Raw genomic sequence first — 22,952 nt, 5'->3', positions numbered from 1 at the left:
CGCGGGCGTCAGAGATCCTTGGATGCCTTGCGGTATGCGGCAATCGCCTGCTCGCCGTTGGCCTGTTCACGAGCGTCGATCCGGCCGAGCACGAACAGGTCCAAGCCCGACAACTCGCCCGACGCCGCCAGCTCGGCCAGCCGCGCGCGGTTGATCCGCGAGTCGTTGTAGTCGCCCAACGCCGACTGGAGTTCTTTGGCCGTCTGCGAGATCTTCTTGTACTTCTTCTTCTGCAGGGGCTCGGCGGCATCGGTGCTGTAGCGCAGTCGTTTTGCGCGCTTGCGGATGGTGTGCAACTGCTCCGACCACTCGTGCGATCCCTCGGTCAGCTCTGCGAGTTCGCGTTGGGATTTCCGAATGTGCTTGCGGCTCTTGGTGATCGCCTTGTCGACTGCGGTCGTCGCGGGCAGGTCGGCGTCTGGTCCGGCCGGCGGATCGGCGATCAGTTCGTCGATGGCGTCGAGTAGTCGGAAGTAGCGTTCCGAATTCATGGCTGCGTGGGTCGCGGCGACGGCGCGGTCGTGTGCCGCGGATTCCTTGCCCGCCAACGCGTTCACCAGCGTCTCCGACGCGACCTCGTCGCGCAGCAGAGCACTGTCGATCTCCAGTTGCACCTCGGAATCGCGTGCGTCGCCGAGAATGCGTGCCAGCAGTTTCAGTTCGCCTGCGATGTGGTCGGTGCGCGCGGCGTCGAGCACCGTCGGAAAGCCGGAGAACACACTGCGCATGCGGCGTGCGGTCACGCGCATCTGGTGCACGGCGTCGTCGGCGTCCTCACGAACCAGCGGATCCCAGGCGATGAGCGAGTTCCGGTGCCGGGTGACGTCGGCGATCACCAATTCGAGCGCAGACGGGTGACGGCCCAGTGTGGCAGGCGGTGTCACCGCAGGCGTCGAGCCGATGGCTCGTGCGAGTTTCGACGCACTCGACGGTTCCCGACCGCCCGCGCCACGGAGCAGTTTGTGTGCGGCCTTGAGCAGTTTCGGGGTGCCGCCCTCGAGGAGTTCGATCTCCCACTCGGACCACTGCTGCGACGACCCGCCCGGCAGCAGCGACTGCGCGGTCACACGGTCGTCGGCGAACTCGGCGAGCTTCACGCCGTCGGTTCCCAGTAGCGTCGTGATCGTGCGGACGGTCGAGATCGCCGCCACGGGCATCAGTGGCCGATGCCGGGTGTAGACGAGTACCGGGTCGACGAGTGCGTCGGGGATGTCGCCGTCGGCGGGCGCGTCGTCGAAGGTCACCTGCAGTTCGCGTCGTGCTCCCGGCACATCGGCGGGCCGCTTGAGGTGCCACCCCTCGTCATGCCCACCGCGCCTGCGCCGCATGGTGATTCGGTTCGACGCCAGGTCGAGGTTCTCTGTGTCGAAGTGCGTTGCGTCGAGAGTGAACGTCTCCGGCTCCGTGGCCGCCACCACGCCCGGGAGGACGCGAAGGTCGGGCGGTGTGATGCCCGGATCGACATCGAATTTGAGCTCCACCTCGACCTGCTCGCTTGCGGGCAACTCGTTCTCCTGTCGGTATTAGGTGATTTGAGTCTAGGCGACCGAGTCAGCGATCGGCGAAGACATCGGTCGCTTCGACGAGGTGATGTGCGATGCCCGGCTCGAACGATGCGTGGCCTGCGTCGGCGACGACGTGCAGTGTCGCCGACGGCCACGCGCGGTGGAGATCCCAGGCGCTGCGCATCGGACACACAACGTCGTATCGGCCCTGCACGATCACCGCCGGTATGTCCGCGATGCGGTCGATGTCGCGGAGCAACTGGCCATCCTCGAGGAAGCCGTGATTCACGAAGTAGTGATTCTCGATCGAGGCGAACGCGAGGTCGAACCGCGGTCCCGCGTCTTCCTTCGACGCCGCTGCCTCCTCGGGCTTGGGGATGAGGTAGCTCGTCGCCTGCTCCCAGCCGGTCCAGGCACGTGCGGCGGCAACCGCGACGTCGGGGTCATCGGAGGTGAGTAGTCGGTGATAGGCGGCGACGAGGTCTCCGTCGCGTTCGTCTTCGGGTATCGGTGCGAGATACGACTCCCACACGTCGGGGTAGATATGCGCGGCACCGCCGTTGTAGTACCAGTCGATTTCACTGCGACGCAGCAGGAAGATGCCGCGGAGCACCAACTCGGTGACGCGGTCGGGGTGTGCCTGCGCGTAGGCAAGGCCAAGCGTCGAACCCCACGAGCCGCCGAACACCTGCCAGCGCTCGATGCCGAGGTGTGTGCGCAACGACTCCATGTCGGCGATCAGCTTGGGAGTGGTGTTCACCGAGAGGTCGGCGCCGTCGGCGATGTGGGGACGCGACTTTCCGCATCCGCGTTGGTCGAACAAGACGATCCGATAGCGCGCGGGGTCGAAGAAGCGACGTTGATCGGGGGAGGTGCCTCCGCCGGGACCGCCGTGGACGAACACCGCCGGCTTGCCCTCGGGATTGCCGGAGGTCTCCCAATAGATCTCCTGGCCGTCGTCGACAGCCAGACGTCCCGACGCGTAGGGCTCGATGGGCGGGTAGAGGCTTCGCATGCCCTCACCCTATGCCGAACGCTATGCCGACCTGATTCGGATCGGCCGCGCCGATGCGAATCAGACCGGCCGCGCCGGGTGTGGATCAGATCTGTCGGTCAGTAGCTGTGCTCGGGAGCGGGGAACACTCCGCGGCGTACCTCGTCGGCGTAAGTCGCTGCGGCGGTGCGCAATTCGCCGCCGACGTCGGCGTACCGCTTGACGAACCGTGCGGTCTTGCCGTGCGTGAAGCCCGCCATGTCCTGCCAGACGAGCACCTGGGCATCGGTTTCGTTGCCCGCTCCGATGCCGACCGTCGGGATGGTGAGTTTGCGCGTGATCTGTGCCGCGAGTTCTGCGGGAACCATTTCCATGACGACGGCGAATGCGCCCGCTTCCTGGACGGCGATCGCGTCGGCGATGAGCTGGTCCGCTGCGTCGCCGCGACCCTGGACGCGGAAGCCGCCGAGTCCGTTGACGCTCTGCGGGGTGAAACCGATGTGCGCCATCACGGGGATTCCGGCTGCGGTCAGCGTGGCGATCTGGTCGGCAACGCGTTCTCCGCCTTCGAGTTTGACCGCGTGTGCCCCGGTCTCCTTGAAGAAGCGGACGGCCGTCTCGAGTGCCTGCTGCGGACCTGCTTCGTAGCTACCGAACGGGAGGTCGGCGACGACGAGCGCGTGGGGCGCGCCGCGGACTACGGCGCGCGCGAGCGGGATCAGCTCGTCGATCGAGACGGGGATGGTGGTGTCGTAACCGAGGACGACGTTGGCGGCGGAATCGCCGACCAGCAGAACCGGGATCTCGGCCTCGTCGAAGATGCGGGCCGTCGAATAGTCGTATGCGGTGAGCATCGACCACTTCTCGCCTTGCTCTTTCATCTGTGCCAGATGATGGATGCGGGTGGTGCGTCGACGCGGAGCGGCTTCGCCGGATGTTGGAGCGCCACCGTAGATGGGCGCGTCGGAATGAGCTGCCTCGTGGGACATCGTTGTCTCTTTTCTTCCTCGAGTCCCGCATGGCGGGTACCCGGGCTGTGTTCGGACGCCTCCATGGTCCCACCGAAGCGCTCCGCGAAAACCCTCGATAGACGTGTGATTGCTCACATCTGGAGTGCGGGTGTTGTCGGGGCGGCGATGCTCGCGCCCGTACCATCACCGGGGTGACCTGCTCTTTTCGTGCGCGGCGGCCTGTGCGGTCTCGGTGTGTGTCAGGCCGGCGTCGCATGGGGCCGCTGCTGACCGCGGTGATGGTGGGTCTGCTGGTGTGCGCGGGTTGCGCGTCGACCGAGCACGCCGCAGACACCGGGGCAATCGAGTGGGGAGTGTGTGAACACGGTGTGAGCACAGGCCCGTCCGCCGCGCGGGTGGAGTGCGGGACACTCGCGGTGCCACTCGACCCGGCAAAGCCGCAGGGCCGCACGATCACGCTCGCCGTCGCCCGGCTGCGGGCGTCGGAGCGCAGCGACTCGACGGTGGTGGTCAATCCTGGAGGACCCGGTGCGTCGGGCGTCGACTATCTGCTGGGGGCGGCGGATCGTCTTGCGGCGCAACGATTCACGACGCACAGCGACGTGGTCACGTTTGATCCTCGAGGTGTCGGTGCGTCGGCGCCGACGGTGCGGTGTCGGACGGCAACCGAACTCGACGCCGAGCGCGAGGCCGACAGCGGGGATCGTTCGCCGCAGGGAATCGCCGCCGCCGAGGCGACCAATCGTGGCATCGCGCGGAAGTGTTCGACGCGAACCGGCGACGAGTTCCTCGGACTCGTCGGCACGTCGCAGGTCGTCGACGACGTCGACCGACTCCGCGCCGCGCTCGGCCGCTCGCGGATCGACTTCATCGGATTCTCGTACGGCTCGAAGATCGCGCTCGAGTACGAGCAGCGCTACCCGGACCGACTGTTCCGGATGGTCATCGACGGCGCGGTCGATCCCGCCGCGAATCCGGTCGACACCTCGGTCGCGCAGGCGCGGTCGTTCCAGGAGGTCTTCGACGCCTTCGCTCGTGACTGCACGCGGATGCCCGGGTGCGCGCTCGGTGCCGACCCCGCGGGCGCGTTGGTGGAGTACCAACGTCTCGTGCGGCCGTTGTCACAGCGCCCCGTGCCCGCAGGAGGCGGCCGGACTCTCGACTTTCAATCGGCCGTCGACGGCACGAGCATGGCGCTGTATCGCACCGACCTGTGGCCGACGTTGCGCGCAGGACTCGCCGACCTCGCTGCCGGACGCGGCGGGGAGACGCTGATGTCACTCGCCGACCTGTTGGAGGGCCGTGGACCCGGCGGAACCTACGACAACTCCGCCGACGCCTACCTCGCGATCGGGTGTGCCGACGGGCCGCGCATCACCGACCGTGCCGCCAACGACGACCTCGATCGCAGACTTCGCGCCGCCGCGCCCTACTCCGACGACGGCCGCGGCACAGGGCACGCCCCGCTCGATCCGTGCGCCTTCTGGGCGCCGGAGAGCGTTGCCACGGCTCGGTCGGAGCCGGGGGTGGCGTCGAGTGTGTCGACTCCCACGCCGCTGATCGTCGCGGTGACGCACGATCCGGCGACCCCGTACGCCGTGGGCGAGGAGATGGCTCGGCGGACACACGGCACGTTGATCACCGTCGACGGATATGGCCACACCGCGGCGCTACAGGGTAATCGGTGTGTCGACGAGGCCGTTGACGATTACCTTTTGAATCTCGATGGGTTGAACGGACCTCTCGCATGCTGAGATGGCCGCGCCAAATGTGCAGGTTGTCGAGTTTGAATTATGAACGTAACACCGATTTAACAGGCTACTTCTAATGTCGGCGGTCATGGATCGCCAAAAGGAATTCGTGCTGCGGACCCTCGAAGAGCGCGACATCCGATTCGTTCGTCTCTGGTTCACCGACGTCCTGGGATATCTGAAATCCGTGGCGATCGCGCCCGCAGAACTCGAAGGCGCGTTCTCAGAGGGTATAGGTTTCGACGGCTCGGCCATCGAAGGTTTCTCGCGTGTCTCCGAAGCCGACACCGTCGCCAAGCCCGATCCGTCGACATTCCAGATCCTGCCGTGGACCACGTCGTCGGGTAGACACCACTCGGCACGCATGTTCTGCGACATCGTGATGCCCGACGGCACGCCGAGCTGGGCCGACTCGCGGCATGTGCTGCGTCGCCAGCTCAACAAGGCTGCCGACCAGGGATTCAGCTGCTACGTCCACCCCGAGATCGAGTTCTTCCTCCTCAAGGACGCACCCCTCGACGGCAGCGTGCCAACGCCCGCCGACAGCGGTGGCTACTTCGATCAGGCCGTGCACGACGCCGCTCCCAATTTCCGCAGGCACGCGATCGAAGCGCTCGAGTCGATGGGCATCTCCGTCGAGTTCTCGCATCACGAAGGTGCGCCGGGGCAGCAGGAGATCGACCTGCGTTACGCGGATGCGCTCTCGATGGCCGACAACGTGATGACGTTCCGGTACCTCATCAAGGAGGTCGCGATCGGTGAGGGTGTGTGGGCGACGTTCATGCCCAAGCCGTTCAGCGATCACCCCGGATCGGCGATGCACACCCACATGAGCCTGTTCGAGGGTGACGCCAACGCCTTCCACAACCCCGACGATCCGATGCAGCTGTCGGAGACTGGCAAGAAGTTCATCGCGGGAATCCTGCACCACGCCAACGAGATCAGTGCGGTCACCAATCAGTGGGTGAACAGCTACAAGCGTCTTATCTACGGTGGTGAGGCACCGACCGCGGCCACCTGGGGTGGCGCGAACCGCTCGGCGCTCGTGCGTCTGCCGCTCTACACGCCGAACAAGGCGTCGTCGCGCCGCGTCGAGGTCCGCAGCCCCGATTCCGCCTGCAACCCCTACCTGACCTTCGCGGTGCTGCTCGCCGCCGGGCTGAAGGGGGTCGTCGAGGACTACGAACTGCCCGATGAGGCCGAAGACGACGTGTGGGCGCTCACGCCCGCTGAGCGTCGTGCAATGGGCTACAAGGAACTGCCCGGCAGTCTCGCCGACGCACTGCACCAGATGGAGAAGTCGGAGTTGCTGGCAGAGACACTCGGCGAGCACGTCTTCGACTACTTCCTGCGCAACAAGTGGGCTGAGTGGGACAACTATCGCAGCCTGGTCACACCGTTCGAGCTGAAGAACTACCTCCCGCTCTAGCTCCATTGTTGGCAACCCGTGTCCGGTATCGGTATGCGGGACGCTATTTTCTTAGGTGTGACAACACTTCGAGGTCGGGGCGGCGTACCGGCAGCAGGGCGTCTGGGTCTGCTTGACCCCGACGCCGAGAAGAATCTCTCCGACCTCGGCTGGAACAACGAGGAGTCCATCGAACTCCTGTGGTCGCTGTCGCGTTCTCCCGACGCAGACCTCGCACTGCGCGCGATTGTCCGGATGCGATCGCAGTTGGGCGACGACTGGTCGGAGATCGACACGCTGCTGCGCACCGACAAGGGTTTTCGCGGCCGGTTCCTGGCAGTCCTCGGCTCGTCGGACGCCCTCGGCGACCACATGGTGGCCGAGCCGGAGGCGTGGCGACGTCTGATTCCGGCGGAACTGCCCGACACCGCGGAGATCAACCGGCAAATGCTCGCGGCCGTCGACGCGGTCGCCGAACCGGGCGAGATCGAGCGCGGCAACAAGATTTACCGTGCGGGATTCAGTGGTCCGAAGGCAGTGGTCGCGCTGCGGGCGGCCTACCGCAACCTCGTCTTGCAGGTCGCGGCGCACGACGTGGCCTCGACTGTCGAGGACGAACCGGTCATCTGGTTTCCCGAGATCGGAGCGCTTCTCGCCGACCTCGCCGACGCCGCGCTGACCTCGGCGCTCGCTGTCGCATTCCGCGAGGTGTGTGGCGACAAGCCGATCCCGGTGCGACTCGCGGTGATCGCGATGGGCAAATGCGGTGCGCGAGAACTGAACTACGTCAGCGACGTCGACGTGGTGTTCGTGAGTGAGCCGGCAGACGGGACGTCGGCGCGTATCGCGGGGGAGATGATGCGCGTCGGGTCGTTGGCCTTCTTCGAGGTCGACGCCGCGCTACGCCCGGAGGGCAAGTCCGGGGCGCTCACCCGCACACTCGATTCACACGTCGCGTACTACAACCGGTGGGCCAAGACGTGGGAGTTCCAGGCGCAGTTGAAGGCGCGACCGATGACCGGCGACATGGAGCTCGGTCAGCGCTATCACGACGCCATCAACCCGATGGTGTGGCAGGCCTCCGAGCGCGACGACTTCGTGCCTGAGGTCCAGGCCATGCGACGTCGTGTGGAATCGCTTGTGCCCGAAGAAGAACGCGACCGCAACCTCAAGCTCGGAAGCGGTAGCATCCGCGACGTCGAGTTCGCCGTGCAGATGCTGCAGATGGTCCACGGCCGCGTCGATGAGACGTTGCGGGTTCGCTCGACCGTCGAGGCACTCGATGCGCTGACGGCAGGCGGATACGTCGGCCGCGATGACGGCGCCAACCTCAACGCGTCGTATCAGTTCCTGCGACTGCTCGAACACCGCCTGCAGTTGCAGCGCATGTCGCGGACCCACCTGCTCCCGGAGTTCGACGACGACGACAACATGCGGTGGCTGGCACGCGCCGCCCACATCAGGCGCGAGGGCGACCTCGACGCCACGTCGGTATTGCGCAGGCAGATCAAGCATCAGAGCCTGCGCGTACGGCGACTGCACCAAAAGCTGTTCTACCGCCCGCTGCTCGAGGCGGCGGTGCGTCTGGACACCACAGAGCTGACGCTGACCGACGAGTCGGCGCAGCGGCGCCTCTCCGCGCTCGGCTACGCGCAGCCCGAGCGAGCACTCAGTCACATCCGTGCGCTCGCATCCGCGTCGGGGCGACGTGGCCAGGTGCAGCGGTTGATCCTGCCGCAGCTACTCGAATACATCGGCGACACACCGGATCCCGACGCTGGTCTGCTGAACTACCGCAGGCTGTGCGACGTGATGGACAACGACTGGTTCCTGCGTCTGCTGCGTGACGACGGCGTCGTCGCGGCTCGTCTGATGCATGTGCTGGGCACGTCGGAGTACATCGCCAACCTGTTGATGCGCTCACCTGAGGTGATCAACCTCTACACCGACGGAGCCGACGGTCCACGACTGTGCGAGGTACGTCCAGAGGACGTGGCCAAGGGGCTCGTCGCGTCGACAGTCCGACAGCCCGACCTGCGTCGTGCGGTTGCGGCGGCGCGGTCGCACCGGCGCGCCGAACTCGCACGCATCGCGTCCGCGGATGTTCTCGGCCTGCTCGACGTACCGCAGGTGTGTGAGGCGCTGTCGAGCGTGTGGGCCGCAGTTCTCAACGCCGCGTTGACGTTTGCGATCCAGGACTCCGAGCGCGACGAGGGTCGCCCCGCGCCCGCGCGAATCGCGGTGATCGGTATGGGCCGGCTCGGCGGTGGCGAACTCGGCTACGGTTCCGATGCCGACGTGCTCTTCGTGTGCCAACCGAATCCCGGTGAGGACGAGACCAAGGCCGTGCGGTGGGCGCAGACCATCGCCGAGGTGGTCCGCTCGATGCTCGGAACGCCCAGCGACGACCCGCCGCTGATTGTCGATACGGGGTTGCGTCCCGAAGGACGCAACGGTCCCGTGGTGCGTACGCTCGCCGCGTACGCCGCGTACTACGAGCAGTGGGCGCAGGCGTGGGAAGTGCAGGCATTGCTGCGCGCCCACCAGGTCGCGGGCGACGAGGATCTCGGAATCGAGTTCCTGCACATGGCCGATCGCATCCGCTACCCCGAAGGCGGCGTCTCCGCCGACGCGGTCAAGGAGATCCGTCGAATCAAGGCACGTGTCGACGCCGAGCGGTTGCCGCGCGGAGCGGATCCGGCCACCCACACCAAGCTCGGCCGCGGCGGACTCGCCGACATCGAGTGGACCGTCCAGTTGCTGCAACTCAAGTACGGGCACCGCTATCAGTCGCTGCACAACACGTCGACGCTGCAGTCGCTCGACGCGATCGGGTCGGCAGAGCTGCTCGCCGAAGACGATGTCGCGCTCCTCAAGGACGCGTGGATCACCGCGACCAAGGCACGCAACTGCCTGGTCCTGGTACGCGGCAAACCCGTCGACCAGCTCCCCGGCCCCGGCAAGCAGTTGCGGCAGATAGCGTTTGCCGCAGGCTGGCCGGAGGACCAGGCGGCTGAGTTCCTCGACCACTACCTCCGGGTCACGCGCCGCGCGAAAGCCGTTGTGCTGAAGGTCTTTGGCGCGTGATGAGAGTATTCGGGGCTTGATGCGTCGGTTTTTCAGGTTCGCACTGCTGCTCGTCGGCTGGGCGATGGTGGTCGCAGTCGGTGTTGCGGTCTGGCTGCACTATTCGCGGTCGCGCGGCGAGCTGACCATCTTCCTCACCAGCGCCGTGCCGTTCGCGATCGTTCCCGGTGTGCTGGCTGTCGTCGTGTTCGTCGTGTTCCGGCGCTGGTTGATCCTGCCGGTGGCCATTGCCGCGGTGCTGGCGCTGTGTTTCACCCAGTTGCCGTTGTGGGTCGCACAGACGCCGCCTGCGGGGGAGAGGTTCACCGTGCTGACGGCCAATCTGCTGTTCGGCCAGGCCGACGTCGACCAGCTCGCCGATGTCGTGACACGCGAAGGCGTCGACTTCGCGTCGTTGCAGGAGGTCACACCCGAGTCGCTTGCGCGGCTGAACGCCAGCGGTGTCGCGAGGCAGCTTCCGTACTCCTACGCCTTGCCCGGCACGTTCGCGATGGGCACCGCGATATTCAGTCGTACGCCGCTGAGCGGGCAGGGCGAGATGGATCCGAACACGGTTCTGCACAATCTGAAGGCACGTACCGACCTGCCGGGAGCGCGCGACACCCAGGTGTTCGCGATGCATCCCGGAGCTCCCTTGCGGGGCCGGACGGACGTCTGGGTACGCGACATGGACCTCTTACACGCTCGGCTGCAGTCGATTCCGGCTGGGCGGGCGATCATGGCCGGTGATTTCAACGCGACGTGGGATCAGGTTCGTTATCGCGACTTCCTCCAGAACGGATTCGCCGACACCGCCGAGCAATCCGGCGCGGGTTTCGTACCCACCTATCCGACGGACAAGTGGGGCGGCATGCCGTTCCTCGCGCTCGATCACGTCGTCGTTCGTGGCTTCACCGCGTCGTCGGTCGATACCTTCGATCTCCGCGGTTCCGATCACCGCGGCGTGGTGGTATCACTGGTTGCATCATGACGACCATCTCCCAACGATTGCGCGAGGCGACCGCCGTCGCCCACCAGCAGGCCGAAAGCGCCACATTCATCGACGATCTGCTGTCCGGCCGCCTCGACGCCGATCAGTACGGACGGCTGGCCGCTCAGTTGTACTTCGTGTACCGCGCGCTGGAAGAGGTCGGCACCGCGTTGGCCGGCGACCCGATCGCCGACGCAGTACTCGACGATCGGCTGCGTCGGACCGAACGGCTCCGCTCCGATCTCGTCGCGCTCGGCATCGACCCGGAGACCATCACGCCGCTGCCCGCTGTCGAACGGTACGTCGCCGCGATCGAGGCGACGGTCCACGAGCCGGCACGCTACATCGCGCATCACTACACGCGGTACCTCGGCGACCTGTCGGGCGGGCAGGTTGTCGCTCATCGGATGCGTGAGCACTACGGTCTCGACGCGTCGACGCTGAGCTTCTACTCGTTCGACGGTATCGACAAGCTCAAGCGCTACAAGGACGCATACCGGGATCGGATCGACGCGCTCGACATCGACGAGAGTGGCGTCGACAACCTTGTGGCAGAAGCGATCTCGGCGTTCGAGTTGAATCAGGAGCTGTTCGCGGATCTCGACGCCGCGCGAGTGGGTGCCCGACCGGCCTGAGCGCGCGAGATCATTGCCTCGAGTCCGTCGAGGAGCACTCGCAGCCCGAAGTCGAACTGTTCGGTGAAGTAGTCGTCATCACCATCGTGCATCTGAGATACCGCCGCCGTGAGCGCTGGAAACCGCTCCGCGTCGACCAGGGCAAGCATCGTCGTCTCGTAGTCGTTGCCACTCCCGGACGTATCGGTGTCGTTTGGCTGTCCGAGCAGTCCCATCTGAGTCGCCTGGCGTACATGGTGGCGCACGAATCCGTCGACGAGTAGCAGCGCGTTGAGCTTCTCCTGACCCGACAGTTCGACGTCGTCGAACGCTCGCACACCCGCTTCGGTCCACGACACGGTGTTGGGACCCATCGGCGGGCGGGACATCGGGATCTCGGTGATCCACGGCCGGGCCCGCAGTACCGTTGCCGCCGACCGTGCCCACGCACCGACCCGGTCGCGCCACGGCCCCGATGCGGTCAGTTCGGGGTCCGGAAGGCCGTAAGCCTCATCGACGAGGAGGTCGACGACGTCGTCCTTGCCGTCGACGTAGCGATAGAGCGACATCGTGGAGAGTCCCAGCGAGTCGGCGATGGCCTTCATCGACACCGCTTCCCAGCCGCGCTCGTCAGCGATTGCGACCGCGGCGCGTGCGATCTCGCGGATCGTCAGCGACGGTTTGGGCCCCCGTCGGACGGCGACGGGTTCGCGTCCCCAGAGTTGCGCGACCGAGCGGGGGAGCTGTGAGGGTGTCGAATCTTCCGTGGTGCTCATGCCGCCATCCTACAAACTGCTTGTGCTGTACACAGTTATTCGTTTAGTATCTGCGTACTACATAAACAGTCTATGCAATACGCAGAAAGAGGTGGTGTCATGTCCCCTCGTTCACCGTGGGCAGCGCTAGCGGCGCTGTGCATGCCCATGCTGATCGTCTCGATGGATGTCTCGGTGCTGTTCTTTGCGGTTCCCTTTATCGCTTCGGACCTGAATCCATCTGCAACACAACAGCTCTGGATCTTCGACATCTACGGATTCGTGTTGGCCGGCCTGCTGTTGACGATGGGCTCGCTCGCTGATCGCGTCGGGCATCGGCGCTTGTTGATGATCGGTGCCGTCGGATTCAGCGGCGCGTCGATTCTTGCCGCTCTTGCCCCGACGGCTTCGCTGCTGATCCTGGCACGAGCCGTGCTGGCGGTGTCCGGTGCGACGCTCATGCCGTCGACGCTGGCGTTGATTCGCCACATCTTCCTCGACGACGCCGATCGGGCCAAGGCGATCGCGGCGTGGAACGCGGTGCTCGCGGGCGGGGTCGCGGTGGGCCCTATCGTCTCCGGCCTGCTGCTCGAACACTTCTGGTGGGGATCGGTGTTTTTGATCAACGTTCCGGTGATGGCCGTGCTGCTCGTTGTCGCGCCCCTGCTCCTACCGGCCGATACCGCGGTCGTTGATCGGCGCGTCGACATCCTCAGTGCGCTGCTCGTCCTCGGAGCGATACTGCCGACGATCTACGCCATCAAGGAATTCGCCGCGGAAGGATGGTCGGTGGAGCGTGCGGTCGCACTCGTGGTCGGGTTCACGCTCGGGGCGGTCTTCGTCGCGCGCCAAAAACGACTCAGCGATCCGATGATCGACCTCGGGCTGTTCGACGATCGGCGCTTCTCGGTGTCGATCTGGACCAACGTCGTGTGTATGTTCGCGTTGCTCGGGAATTCGATCATCGTGACGCAGTACCTGCAGTCGGTCCTCGGCTACTCGCCGCTGAAGGCCGCGCTGTGGAGTATCGCGCCCAGCGCGCTGGTCGCTGTGGCCGCACCACTCGCAGCCGTCGCCTCGGTGCGATGGGGCAGACCGATGGTGATGATCGCCGGATTGCTGACGGGAGCAGCAGGATTCGGTGTGCTCGCGGGATTGCTGGGAGTGCACACGCTTCTCGTTGCGCTGATCGGGTCGACGTTGATCGCGGCGGGAATCGTCTCGGCGTCGTCGGTGATCGCCGACCATGTGATCGGTGTGGCGCCCGCTGAACGCGCGGGTGCGACGTCGGGACTCTTGGAGACCTCGAGCGAACTCGGCGGGGCAGTCGGTATCGCGGTGCTCGGTAGTGTGCTGAACCTTGTGTACCGCATGGCTTTTCCCGCGGATCTGGCGGTGGGGCAGGCGGGTACGAGCCTTGCGGGTGCAGCGGCGACCGCACGACATCTCGACAACGTTCAGGCGTCGAATGTGCTCGACGCTGCCCGCGGAGCATTTGTCGAAGGGGCGTCGGTCGCGGCCTGGGTCGGCGTCGGGGTGCTCGTGTCCACAGCGCTACTCGTGGTGTGGATGACGAGGACGTCCGACGTGGCCGATCGTCAGGAGAGTGCTGAACTCAGAAGACTTCGATCTTGACGCCGACGTCGACGATCATGTCGGTGCGACTGTCGGAGCTGTGCGCGAGTTCGATGAGTCGCTGAGTCTCCCCGTGGGGCACCTGCTTGCGGACGACGGCCTTGATCCCGTCGATGCTGATGCGGTCACCTGGCACGAGATCTTCAACAAAGAGCATGCGGGTCATGACCAAGAGATTACGTGTTGTTGGCATGTCGTGTGAGGGTACGAAGGCCCCATTAGCCCCTGTGAAGTGCATCACCAGCGTGGAGTCAGCCCGCGTTTGAGGTGCAACGACTGAAGATCACCTTCGGTGAACCGCCGGTCAGTCGCGTGGCTGCCGCGTCGCTCGCGGCCCGTTCGGTCGTTGCCCATGCCCATCCCCACGACAGGTCGGCCTGGGACTGAACGATGGCGCCGCAGGCGTTGCGCCACCAGATCGCAGCCTGACAACTCGACACCCCGCACTGAGAGAGCGCGCTACGCTCGGCCTCCGCCCGCGACAGTGAGTTGACGGCATAGCCGACGTCGCTGGTTTGCGTCGAGACCGCGATGGCGCCGTAGTAGTCGACAGGAGCAGGGGCCGGAGCCGCGGGAGGGAGGCCGGGAGTGGCGGTCGAATCCAAGTCGCGGGTCGTCGGCGCGCTGTAGTCATCGGTCGTCGTCGTGGTCGTCGTGCTCGACGACGCAACGGTCGACGAGTCGTCGGAGCGGTTGGACGCCCAGATCACCACACCGACCACCGCGACGATCGCGAGTACGACGAGCACTCCCACGGCCGCAAGTATGGCGACGAGCCCGCCGTTGCCGCGTCGGGGCGGCTGTGGGGGCCCTCCGTATCCTCCACCTCCGTATCCTCCTGGTCCCGGACCGCCAGGGTAGGAGGGATAAGGGCCCTGCGGTGGAGGTCCTTGCGGGGGCCACGGTCCGTTTTGTCCCGATCCTGGGTAGGTCATGGGAACAGCATCGCATGGGGTCGGATGCGGGTCGGAGTCGAGTTCTGTTGTCGGCGTCAGGGTCTGCCGTGTGGATGACGCCCGACGCACACCGCCCGCCAGACCAAGTGGTCGGGCGGGCGGCGTGCGGTGCTGTTGTGCTGCGACTCAGCAGTCGTAGTACAGCGCGAATTCGTACGGGTGCGGGCGGATCTGAACCGGCTCGATCTCGTTCTCACGCTTGAGCGCGATCCAGGTCTCGATCAGGTCCTCGGTGAACACTCCACCGGCGGTGAGGTATTCGTGATCCTCTTCGAGCTTGTCGATGACGGCGCTCAGCGAGGTCGGTGCCTGCGGGATGTTCTTGGCCTCCTCCGGGGGAAGCTCGTAGAGATCCTTGTCGACGGGCTCGTGCGGCTCGATCTTGTTCTTGATGCCGTCGAGTCCGGCCATCATCATCGCGGCGAAGGCGAGGTACGGGTTGCCCGAGCTGTCGGGGCAGCGGAACTCGAGGCGCTTGGCCTTCGGGTTGTTGCCCGTGATCGGGATACGCACACAGGCCGACCGGTTGCGCTGGCTGTACACCAGGTTGATCGGAGCCTCGTAGCCCGGCACCAGACGCTTGTACGAGTTCACGGTCGGGTTGGTGAACGCCAGCAGCGACGGCGCGTGGTGCAGGATGCCGCCGATGTAGTAGCGAGCCAGATCCGACAGCCCCGCGTAGCCGGCCTCGTCGTGGAACAGCGGCTTGCCGTCCTTCCACAGCGACTGGTGAGCGTGCATGCCCGAGCCGTTGTCGCCGAAGAGCGGCTTCGGCATGAAGGTGACCGACTTGCCGTTCGCCCACGCCGTGTTCTTGATGATGTACTTGAACAGCAGCACGTCGTCGGCCGCATGGAGCAGCGTGTTGAACTTGTAGTTGATCTCGGCCTGGCCGCCGGTGCCCACCTCGTGGTGGCCACGCTCGAGCTCGAAGCCCGCGTTGGTCAGGTTGGTCGACATCTCGTCGCGCAGGTCGACGTAGTGGTCGTACGGCGCCACCGGGAAGTAGCCGCCCTTGGGGCGGACCTTGTAACCGAGGTTCGGCGAACCGTCGGGGTCGACGGGCGAACCGGCGTTCCACCAGCCCGACTCGGACTCGACCTCGTAGTAGGTGCCATTCATCTCCGAGCCGTAGGACACGCCGTCGAAGATGTAGAACTCGGCCTCGGCACCGAAGAAGCAGGTGTCGGCGATACCGGTAGAGGCCAGGTAGTCCTCGGCCTTACGGGCGACGTTGCGCGGGTCGCGGCTGTAGGCCTCACGGGTGAACGGGTCGTGGACGAAGAAGCTGACGTTCATCGTCTTGGCCTTGCGGAAGGGATCGATCTGAGCGGTTGCCGGGTCCGGCAGCAGCATCATGTCCGACTCGTTGATGGACTGGAATCCACGGACAGACGAACCGTCGAAGGCGAGGCCCTCTTCGAAGACGCTCTCGTCGAACGCCGTTGCCGGGATGGAGAAGTGCTGCATCACGCCGGGCAGGTCGCAGAATCGGATGTCGACGTACTCGACACCTTCCTTCTTGATGCCCTCGAGTAGTTCTTCTTTGCTGCTGTACACCGTGCGGTGACTCCTTCACTATTTCGCCGGCGGGTGGCCACGAGACGGTCACCCGACACGCTCGTCCGCCACCGAGAGACAGCAGCGGATCTCAGCTCAGACCGTATGGATCGGACGTTGCCCGCGCGTCAAGGACGTGTTTCTCCTGTGTTACACACCGCGGACGTGGGACACCATAACTATTCCTGATTCCGGCCTTGCGCGCGTGGTGAATCTGACCACTCATCGGCGATACGTGCGGAAGCTCGACGACGAGTGCCGATGCCGACCTGTGCGGGGCTGCCGGTGCTCTCATGTGCGGGGCATACACTGACGTGCAAGGACGAGCGCTCTGCACGGGCTCGTCGGGCGTACATCCCGCCGACGGTTCACCTGTCGGCGGTCGAGGAGAGAGGGTGCCTGCGATGGGCCGCGCTACCGGATCATGGCTGTCGGGGCCTCAGGCTGGGCACGACGTCGACGTCGAATACCGTGGCGCCGACCTCGGGCTCCCCGAGACCGGTCCCGGCTCGCTCGCGGGTGGCTGGCATCGCGTCGCCGGATTGATGGTCGACTGGCTGATCGCAGGCGGGCTCTCGTTGCTGTTCGTCCGCTTCGGTTCACCCGACATGGGCACGGTCATTCTGGCGGTGTGGTTCGTCGTCGGTGTCGTCACCGTGACGTTGTTCGGCTTCACGCCGGGGCAATTCGCCGTGGGTACCCGCGTGGCCCGCGTCGACTACGGTCCCGATCGCACCTCCGCAGAGGTCAGCGGCTCCGAGCACTTCGCAGCGGTCGGCCCGATCCGCGCGCTTGCGCGCCAGGTGCTGATCGTGTTCATCGTGCCCGCACTGATGAACGACTACAACGGCCGCGCGCTGCATGATCGCGCTACCGGCACAGCGATGATCAGGACCCGCTGAGCTCTGCCGTCGCCTCTGCGCGAATCTGGTCGAACTGGGCGCCCATCGCTTCGGAGAGGGCCATCGCGGCCGACAACGGCCGCACCATCACCGTGAAGTCGACAATCCTGCCGTCATCGTCGAGGCGGAGGAAGTCGCAACCGGACACGGTCTTACCCGACACCTTTGCCTCGAACAGCAGTGCATGGTCGCGACCGTCGGGATCGCCGATCTCCCGCACGTAGTGAAAGTCCTCGAAGACCCGCATCACGCCGCGCAGAATTGCCGCCGTGATGGCCTTTCCCTCATAGGGGGTGAAGGCGACCGGGCTGGTGAAGACGACATTGTCGGCGAGGCATGCGGCCATCGCGGCTTCGTCGCCGCGCTCGACCGCTTCTCTGAATTCACGCATCGGGGTGCCGCGAGCTCAGCTACGACGACGCGCGGTGCGCTGCATGCTGCGCGTCTTCGCGTTCGCGGGCAACGGGCCCTTCGGCATCGCAGGTCCGGAGCCGCGGCTGCTCAGCGCGCTGAGCCGACCCTCGAGGGCGTCGATGCGCTTGCCGTCGATGTTGCGGGGCAGCTTGTTGAGGTGGCGTTCGAGCTTGGAGAGCGGTACCTGGTCGTCGTCGTTGCCGACGTACACCTCGTAGATGGGTGTGTCGCCGACGACGCGTGCAGCCTTCTTCTTCTCCTGTGCCACCAGCGAGCGCACTCGGGTGGGGGAGCCCTCGGCGACGAGGATCACCCCGGGCTTGCCGATTACGCGATGCACGGCGTCGAGGTGGCTGGTGCCCGCGACGGCCTGGCTGACCCGCCACTGGCCGCGCATGTTGCCCAGCGCCCAACCGGCTGCGCCCGGTTGTCCCTCGGCCCGCGTGTACACCGTCTTCTGGACACGACGACCGAACAGGACGAACGCCGCGAGCAGACCCAGGATGACGCCCACCGGGATGAACAGCCACGGACTGCCGAACACGAATCCGAGAACGACGAACACCGCCACGACCAGCAAGAAGACACCGACCATGTACGGGATGAGCCGCTTGTCTTCTTTACGCTGCATCTGGAACGCCTGCCAGAGCTGCGTGTAACGCTCGCGCGAGGCCTTACGACGAGCCTTCTTCGCCGCGGCCTTTTCCTCTTTGCTTGCTGCAGACGCCTTTGCCATGCCCTCTAGGATACGTCCGACCGCCGACCGGCACGCCGGGGGTTGGCCGAGCTTTCAGGCGTCAGGGCTTTTGGAGCCGACGCCTGAGGGTTCGTCGGAAATCAGCGCGCGAGGCGTGAGAGGACGCTCGACGCTTCCTGGCTCGCCGACCCCTCGTTGGCGAGATGAGCCATCGCGGCGGGGATTTCGCGACCGTGATGGGCCATCGCCTGTGCATAGAGACGCCCGGCACGATACGACGACCGAACCAGCGGTCCGGCCATCACACCGGCGAACCCGACCTCACGCGCGAAGTCGGAATGCTCGACGAACTCCTCGGGCTTCACCCAGCGCTCGACGGGATGGTGCCGCGGAGACGGCCGCAGGTACTGCGTGATCGTGAGGATGTCGCAGCCCGCCTCATGCAGGTCAACGATGGACTCGCGGACCTCTTCGGGTGTCTCGCCCATCCCGAGGATCAGATTCGACTTGGTGACGAGCCCGAAGTCGCGTGCCTGGGTGAGGACGTCGAGCGACCGCTCGTATCGGAACGCAGGTCGGATGCGCTTGAAGATGCGGGGGACCGTCTCGAGATTGTGCGCCAGCACCTCGGGACGTGCGTCGAAGACCTCGTCGAGAAGGTCGGGCTTGGCGTGGAAGTCGGGAATCAGGTTCTCGACACCGGTGCCGGGGTTGAGTCGGTGGATTGCTCGCACCGTCTCGGCGTAGAGCCATGCGCCCTCGTCGGGGAGGTCGTCGCGTGCGACGCCGGTGATCGTCGAGTAGCGCAGACCCATCGCCTGCACGCTCTCGGCGACACGTCGTGGTTCGTCGCGGTCGAGCTCGGCCGGCTTGCCGGTGTCGATCTGGCAGAAGTCGCAGCGTCGAGTGCACTGCTCGCCACCGATCAGGAAGGTGGCCTCGCGGTCTTCCCAGCATTCGTAGATGTTGGGGCATCCCGCTTCTTCGCAGACCGTGTGCAGCCCTTCGCGTTTCACGAGTCCCTTGAGTTCCGAATACTCGGGGCCCATCGTCGCGCGCGTCTTGATCCACTTGGGTTTGCGTTCGATCGGGGTCTGCGCGTTGCGGACCTCGAGACGCAGCAGCTTGCGGCCGTCGGGGGCGGTGGGAGTGGAGGCTTGTGAATCAGACACGGTCACCGCACCGATGCTACGCCCGGCGCGACGCTCGCCTGCTGGTCCGTTACGCCGATCACATCGGCGCCGACCTCACGGTGGTCGAACGCCGAGCGCACCGCGTCGACGATGTCGACGAGCACCTCGTCGACGGTGATCTCGTGGCCCGCTTCCAGTGCGAGCGAGGTGACGCCTGCGTCGGCGATGCCGCACGGGACGATGGCGTCGAAGGCACTCATGTCGGGATTCACGTTCAGTGCGAACCCGTGCAGGGTGATGCCGCGCGCAACCCGGATGCCGATCTGGCCGAGTTTGCGTTCGCCCGCGTCGTCGCAGACCCACACACCCGACCGGCCGTCGACGCGCCCGGCGCTGACGCCGAACCGCGCACAGACCGCGATCAGCGCCGACTCGATGCGTCGTACGTAATCGACGACGTCGAGCGGCTGCGCGAGAGCGACGATCGGGTAGCCCACGAGCTGGCCCGGACCATGCCAGGTGATGCGTCCACCACGGTCGACGTCGACGACGTTCGCGCCGTTGGTCGGAAGGTCGGACGGCTCGGTGCGCTTGCCCGCCGTGTACGTGGAGGGGTGTTCGAGGAGCAGGAGGAGATCGTGATCGAGCGTGCCGTCGGCGCGCTCGGCAGCGAGGGAGTGTTGGGTGTCGTAGGCGTCCTGATAGTCGACGACGCCGAGGGTGCGTACCTCGAAAGGGGTCTCAGGATCGGTACGGATGGATTCGCGTGGCATGGGGATCCCTACCGGTTCGCGTAGGCCAGCCCGGAGTCGATGTCCGGGTGGGTGAAGGTGAAGTCGTTGTCGCTGAGCACTCCGGGTGCAACGCGCTGACTGAACAGAATCATTTCCTGCGCCATCTCGCCGCCGACGAACTTCGCGGCGAAACCGGGCACCCGTGCGATCGTCGGACGGTGTACGGCCCGACCGAACGCCGACACGAAGTCGGCGAACGGTACCGCGTCGGGGGCGGCGAGGTTCACCGGTCCGCTGATCGTCGACGAGAGAAGGAACTCGATGGCGCGGATCTCGTCTTCAAGCGTGATCCACGAAAAGTATTGGCGCCCACTGCCGATGGTGCCGCCGAGGCCGAGTTTGAACAGGGGCCGCAGCTTTGCGAGCAGCCCGCCGGAGTCGGAGAGCACCGGAGCTGTGCGCAACAGCACGACGCGAGTGTCCTCACCCGCGTTGCTCACTGCTGCGTCCTCCCAGTCGACGACGAGATCGGCGAGGAAACCGCCGCCGGGGCCGTCGGACTCGATCGCCGCGTGTTCGCCGGTATCGCCGTAGTAGCCCGACGCGCTGGCGCTGAGGAACGTCGGGACTCCCGCGGTCCGGACGGCTTCGGCGAGCACCTCGGTCGGAGTGATCCGGGTGTCGCGCAGCTCCTGTTTGAACCGACCCGTCCACAACTGGTTGCCCACTCCGACGCCGCCGAGGCTGACCACAGCGTCGACACCGTCGAGGGCTTCGGCCGGGACCCCGAGAGTCTCGGGGTCCCAACCGAATTCGTCGTCGGACAGCGGTTCGTGACGAACCAGGCGTCGGACCGTGTGGCCGGCTTCGGTCAGCGAGGTGACCAGAGCCGAACCGATCAGCCCATGAGAACCCGCGACGGCAATCAGCATGCGAGCCTTACAGCCCCAATTCCGCTGCGAACGCGCCTTCTTCGAGACGCTTCTTGATGGTCGTCAGGAAGCGGCCCGCATCGGCACCGTCGATGAGGCGGTGATCGTAGGTCAGCGGGAAGAACGACATCGAGCGCACCGCGATCGACTCCGAACCGTCGTCACCGGTGATCACGACCGGACGCTTGACGATCGCACCCGTGCCCAGCATCGCCGCCTGCGGCGGAACGAGGATCGGGGTGTCGAAGAGCGCGCCCTGGCTGCCGATGTTGGTGATCGTGAACGTGCCACCCGCCAGCTCGTCCGGCTTGAGGCCGTTCGAGCGAGCCCGCGCCGCGATGTCGGCGATGGCGCGTGCCAGACCGGCGAGCGAGAGGTCGTCGGCGTTGTGGATCACCGGGGACAGCAGTCCGTTCTCGGTGTCGACGGCGATTCCGAGATGCACCTTGTCGTAGTAGGTGATCTCCTTCTTCTCCTCGTTGATCGACGCGTTGACGTTCGGGTGCGCCTTGAGCGCCTCGACGACGGCCTTCGCGATGAACGGGAGGTAGGTGAGATTCACACCCTCGGCGGCCTTGAACGACTCCTTGGCTGCCTTGCGCAGGGTCGCGACCTTCGACATGTCGATCTCGAAGACCTGGGTGAGCTGTGCGCTCTCCTGCAGCGACTCGCGCGTCTTCTTCGCCGTGATCTGCCGGATGCGGTTGATCTTCTGCGTGGTTCCGCGCAGCTCGGCGAGCTCGGGGCGGACCTCGGGGCCGTGTGCGGCCGGCGCCGATGCGGCAGCAGCCGGAGCCGACGATGCCGCCGGTGCAGCAGCGGGCGCGGGTGCCTTCTTGGCCTCTGCCGCCGCGAGCACGTCCTGCTTGCGGATACGGCCACCGACACCGGTTCCCTTGATGGAGTTGAGGTCGATGTCGTTGTCGGAGGCCAACTTACGGACCAGCGGGGTCACGTACGGCGTGGACTCGACGGTCGGCGGATCAGAGGATTCCTTGGCCGCGGGCGCAGTGCTGGCCTTCGCGGGTTCGGGTTCCGGAGCAGCCTTGGCGGGCTCTGGCTCTGGCTCTGGCTCGGGTTCCGGCTCCGGCTCGGGTTCTGCCTTCGCCGGCTCGGGCTCTGGCTCCGGCTCGGGTTCTGGCGCCGCGCCGGCCGCAGACTTGTCGCCAATCACCGCGAGCTTGCCGCCGATCTCGACGACGTCGTCTTCGTTGGCGACGATTTCGATCAGTGTGCCTGCGACGGGCGACGGGATCTCGGTGTCGACCTTGTCGGTCGAGACCTCGAGGAGTGGCTCGTCCTCGGCGACCTCGTCGCCGACCTGCTTGAGCCAGTTGGTGACGGTGCCCTCGGTGACGGACTCGCCGAGTTCCGGCATCAGGACGTCGGTTCCGGATGCCGATCCGCTGGGCGCAGCCTGCGCTGCGGGCTTCTCGGCGGGGGCGTCGGCGTCGGTGGACGGTGCCTCGGGCTCCGGCTCGGGTTCGGCGGCCTGCTCCGGCTCGGTGCCGCCTGCCGAATCCGAATCGTCGGACGGGGCTGCTTCACCCTCCTCGCCGATGACCGCGAGCTCGCCGCCGATCTCGACGACGTCGTCCTCATGGGCGACGATCTTCGTCAGCACACCGGATGTCGGAGCGGGGATTTCGGTGTCGACCTTGTCGGTGGAGACTTCGAGCAATGGCTCGTCGGCCTCGACGGTGTCTCCCTCCTCCTTCAGCCACCGGGTGACTGTCCCCTCTGTGACGCTTTCACCAAGGGCTGGCATCTGGACGGAGAAGGCCATCGTTGTTGACTCCTCGACTCGACGTATGTGTCTGGGTTATGTGTGGTCTGTCGCGGTGGTGTGTGCGCCTCCGAGACACGGGCGTCGGCGGGTGGCCGATGCCCACGCGCTAAACCCTACCCGCCACCGGCCCGCGCCATGTGGCGTG

20 protein-coding genes are annotated in these 22,952 nt (G+C 65.9%); 7 read left to right on the top strand and 13 right to left on the bottom strand.

Annotated elements, in window-relative coordinates; genetic code table 11:
- Positions 1–8: 8 nt before the first annotated feature.
- The 3 genes from ACRVY7_RS20360 to panB all read right to left on the bottom strand — a co-directional run bounded on the left by ACRVY7_RS20360 (position 9) and on the right by panB (position 3,488).
- Positions 9–1,505 carry a CYTH and CHAD domain-containing protein gene (locus ACRVY7_RS20360; RefSeq protein ID WP_431818406.1) on the bottom strand — a complete coding sequence of 499 codons (1,497 nt, stop codon included), beginning with the start codon at positions 1,503–1,505 and terminating at the stop codon, positions 9–11.
- A gap of 46 nt (positions 1,506–1,551) precedes the next feature.
- On the bottom strand, positions 1,552–2,520 hold the full coding sequence (gene pip, locus ACRVY7_RS20355) for a prolyl aminopeptidase (protein ID WP_431818405.1): 969 nt from the start codon (positions 2,518–2,520) through the stop codon (positions 1,552–1,554).
- A 98-nt stretch (positions 2,521–2,618) separates the two neighbouring features.
- The gene (panB, locus tag ACRVY7_RS20350; RefSeq protein WP_270485610.1) at positions 2,619–3,488 is read right to left on the bottom strand and encodes a 3-methyl-2-oxobutanoate hydroxymethyltransferase; all 870 of its coding nucleotides are present in this window, start codon (positions 3,486–3,488) and stop codon (positions 2,619–2,621) included.
- 218 nt (positions 3,489–3,706) lie between these two features.
- Between panB and ACRVY7_RS20345 the strand changes: the two genes are divergently transcribed.
- From ACRVY7_RS20345 to ACRVY7_RS20325, 5 genes are all read left to right on the top strand, one after another.
- Positions 3,707–5,224 (top strand): alpha/beta hydrolase, encoded by a 1,518-nt coding sequence (locus ACRVY7_RS20345; protein WP_431818404.1) that lies wholly within the window; start codon positions 3,707–3,709, stop codon positions 5,222–5,224.
- Between the two features lie 85 nt (positions 5,225–5,309).
- Positions 5,310–6,650 (top strand): type I glutamate--ammonia ligase, encoded by a 1,341-nt coding sequence (glnA, locus tag ACRVY7_RS20340; protein ID WP_064868019.1) that lies wholly within the window; start codon positions 5,310–5,312, stop codon positions 6,648–6,650.
- A gap of 57 nt (positions 6,651–6,707) precedes the next feature.
- A complete protein-coding gene (locus ACRVY7_RS20335; RefSeq protein ID WP_431818403.1) occupies positions 6,708–9,716 on the top strand; it encodes a bifunctional [glutamine synthetase] adenylyltransferase/[glutamine synthetase]-adenylyl-L-tyrosine phosphorylase in 3,009 nt (1,002 codons plus the stop codon).
- Positions 9,717–9,735: 19 nt separating this feature from the next.
- On the top strand, positions 9,736–10,686 hold the full coding sequence (locus tag ACRVY7_RS20330; RefSeq protein WP_431818402.1) for an endonuclease/exonuclease/phosphatase family protein: 951 nt from the start codon (positions 9,736–9,738) through the stop codon (positions 10,684–10,686).
- Positions 10,683–11,321 carry a biliverdin-producing heme oxygenase gene (locus tag ACRVY7_RS20325; RefSeq protein ID WP_431818401.1) on the top strand — a complete coding sequence of 213 codons (639 nt, stop codon included), beginning with the start codon at positions 10,683–10,685 and terminating at the stop codon, positions 11,319–11,321. The genes ACRVY7_RS20330 and ACRVY7_RS20325 overlap by 4 nt, the downstream gene beginning before the upstream one ends.
- Here the strand turns inward: ACRVY7_RS20325 and ACRVY7_RS20320 are convergent.
- A complete protein-coding gene (locus ACRVY7_RS20320; protein WP_064867923.1) occupies positions 11,267–12,076 on the bottom strand; it encodes a TetR/AcrR family transcriptional regulator in 810 nt (269 codons plus the stop codon). The genes ACRVY7_RS20325 and ACRVY7_RS20320 overlap by 55 nt on opposite strands.
- Positions 12,077–12,175: 99 nt before the next feature.
- Between ACRVY7_RS20320 and ACRVY7_RS20315 the strand changes: the two genes are divergently transcribed.
- Complete coding sequence (locus tag ACRVY7_RS20315; protein WP_431818400.1) at positions 12,176–13,690, top strand: MFS transporter; 1,515 nt, start codon at positions 12,176–12,178, stop codon at positions 13,688–13,690.
- On the opposite strand, the gene ACRVY7_RS20310 is transcribed toward ACRVY7_RS20315, so the two are convergent.
- The 3 genes from ACRVY7_RS20310 to glnA (ACRVY7_RS20300) form a co-directional block, all read right to left on the bottom strand.
- Positions 13,671–13,883: a hypothetical protein gene (locus ACRVY7_RS20310; protein ID WP_152930030.1), complete on the bottom strand. Its 213-nt coding sequence runs from the start codon at positions 13,881–13,883 to the stop codon at positions 13,671–13,673. The two genes, ACRVY7_RS20315 and ACRVY7_RS20310, sit on opposite strands and share 20 nt — an antisense overlap.
- Before the next feature lie 58 nt (positions 13,884–13,941).
- A complete protein-coding gene (locus tag ACRVY7_RS20305; protein ID WP_235434304.1) occupies positions 13,942–14,445 on the bottom strand; it encodes a DUF4189 domain-containing protein in 504 nt (167 codons plus the stop codon).
- A gap of 327 nt (positions 14,446–14,772) precedes the next feature.
- Complete coding sequence (gene glnA / locus ACRVY7_RS20300) at positions 14,773–16,206, bottom strand: type I glutamate--ammonia ligase (protein WP_049698281.1); 1,434 nt, start codon at positions 16,204–16,206, stop codon at positions 14,773–14,775.
- A gap of 404 nt (positions 16,207–16,610) precedes the next feature.
- On the opposite strand from glnA (ACRVY7_RS20300), the gene ACRVY7_RS20295 reads away from it, so the two are divergent.
- Positions 16,611–17,108, top strand: coding sequence for an RDD family protein (locus ACRVY7_RS20295; RefSeq protein WP_270485591.1), 498 nt, complete (start codon positions 16,611–16,613; stop codon positions 17,106–17,108).
- Here the strand turns inward: ACRVY7_RS20295 and ACRVY7_RS20290 are convergent.
- The 6 genes from ACRVY7_RS20290 to sucB form a co-directional block, all read right to left on the bottom strand.
- Positions 17,095–17,499 carry a nuclear transport factor 2 family protein gene (locus ACRVY7_RS20290; protein WP_431818399.1) on the bottom strand — a complete coding sequence of 135 codons (405 nt, stop codon included), beginning with the start codon at positions 17,497–17,499 and terminating at the stop codon, positions 17,095–17,097. The two genes, ACRVY7_RS20295 and ACRVY7_RS20290, sit on opposite strands and share 14 nt — an antisense overlap.
- 15 nt (positions 17,500–17,514) lie before the next feature.
- Positions 17,515–18,258, bottom strand: coding sequence for a DUF4191 domain-containing protein (locus ACRVY7_RS20285; RefSeq protein ID WP_049698278.1), 744 nt, complete (start codon positions 18,256–18,258; stop codon positions 17,515–17,517).
- 101 nt (positions 18,259–18,359) lie between these two features.
- The gene (lipA, locus tag ACRVY7_RS20280; RefSeq protein ID WP_431818398.1) at positions 18,360–19,397 is read right to left on the bottom strand and encodes a lipoyl synthase; all 1,038 of its coding nucleotides are present in this window, start codon (positions 19,395–19,397) and stop codon (positions 18,360–18,362) included.
- The gene (gene lipB, locus ACRVY7_RS20275; RefSeq protein WP_431818397.1) at positions 19,394–20,125 is read right to left on the bottom strand and encodes a lipoyl(octanoyl) transferase LipB; all 732 of its coding nucleotides are present in this window, start codon (positions 20,123–20,125) and stop codon (positions 19,394–19,396) included. The genes lipA and lipB overlap by 4 nt, the downstream gene beginning before the upstream one ends.
- 8 nt (positions 20,126–20,133) lie before the next feature.
- Entirely contained in the window at positions 20,134–21,018 is an 885-nt protein-coding gene (locus tag ACRVY7_RS20270) for a TIGR01777 family oxidoreductase (protein ID WP_431818396.1), read from the bottom strand.
- Between the two features lie 7 nt (positions 21,019–21,025).
- A complete protein-coding gene (gene sucB, locus ACRVY7_RS20265) occupies positions 21,026–22,804 on the bottom strand; it encodes a 2-oxoglutarate dehydrogenase, E2 component, dihydrolipoamide succinyltransferase (protein ID WP_431818395.1) in 1,779 nt (592 codons plus the stop codon).
- Positions 22,805–22,952 lie beyond the last annotated feature (148 nt).

The organism is Gordonia jacobaea (assembly GCF_965344965.1).
In the GTDB taxonomy this organism is placed as follows: domain Bacteria; phylum Actinomycetota; class Actinomycetes; order Mycobacteriales; family Mycobacteriaceae; genus Gordonia; species Gordonia jacobaea.
This window is presented reverse-complemented; position numbering and strand designations above follow the sequence as displayed.

Bases quoted from the DNA above. Each gene is read 5' to 3' on its own strand.
- ACRVY7_RS20295 (WP_270485591.1), top strand. From the start codon at position 16,611: ATGGGCCGCGCTACCGGATCATGGCTGTCGGGGCCTCAGGCTGGGCAC.
- lipB (WP_431818397.1), bottom strand. From the start codon at position 20,125: ATGCCACGCGAATCCATCCGTACCGATCCTGAGACCCCTTTCGAGGTA.
- ACRVY7_RS20330 (WP_431818402.1), top strand. From the start codon at position 9,736: ATGCGTCGGTTTTTCAGGTTCGCACTGCTGCTCGTCGGCTGGGCGATG.
- ACRVY7_RS20325 (WP_431818401.1), top strand. From the start codon at position 10,683: ATGACGACCATCTCCCAACGATTGCGCGAGGCGACCGCCGTCGCCCAC.
- ACRVY7_RS20290 (WP_431818399.1), bottom strand. From the start codon at position 17,499: ATGCGTGAATTCAGAGAAGCGGTCGAGCGCGGCGACGAAGCCGCGATG.
- ACRVY7_RS20270 (WP_431818396.1), bottom strand. From the start codon at position 21,018: ATGCTGATTGCCGTCGCGGGTTCTCATGGGCTGATCGGTTCGGCTCTG.
- glnA (WP_064868019.1), top strand. From the start codon at position 5,310: ATGGATCGCCAAAAGGAATTCGTGCTGCGGACCCTCGAAGAGCGCGAC.
- ACRVY7_RS20310 (WP_152930030.1), bottom strand. From the start codon at position 13,883: ATGCCAACAACACGTAATCTCTTGGTCATGACCCGCATGCTCTTTGTT.
- ACRVY7_RS20320 (WP_064867923.1), bottom strand. From the start codon at position 12,076: ATGAGCACCACGGAAGATTCGACACCCTCACAGCTCCCCCGCTCGGTC.
- panB (WP_270485610.1), bottom strand. From the start codon at position 3,488: ATGTCCCACGAGGCAGCTCATTCCGACGCGCCCATCTACGGTGGCGCT.
- sucB (WP_431818395.1), bottom strand. From the start codon at position 22,804: ATGGCCTTCTCCGTCCAGATGCCAGCCCTTGGTGAAAGCGTCACAGAG.
- pip (WP_431818405.1), bottom strand. From the start codon at position 2,520: ATGCGAAGCCTCTACCCGCCCATCGAGCCCTACGCGTCGGGACGTCTG.
- ACRVY7_RS20315 (WP_431818400.1), top strand. From the start codon at position 12,176: ATGTCCCCTCGTTCACCGTGGGCAGCGCTAGCGGCGCTGTGCATGCCC.
- ACRVY7_RS20285 (WP_049698278.1), bottom strand. From the start codon at position 18,258: ATGGCAAAGGCGTCTGCAGCAAGCAAAGAGGAAAAGGCCGCGGCGAAG.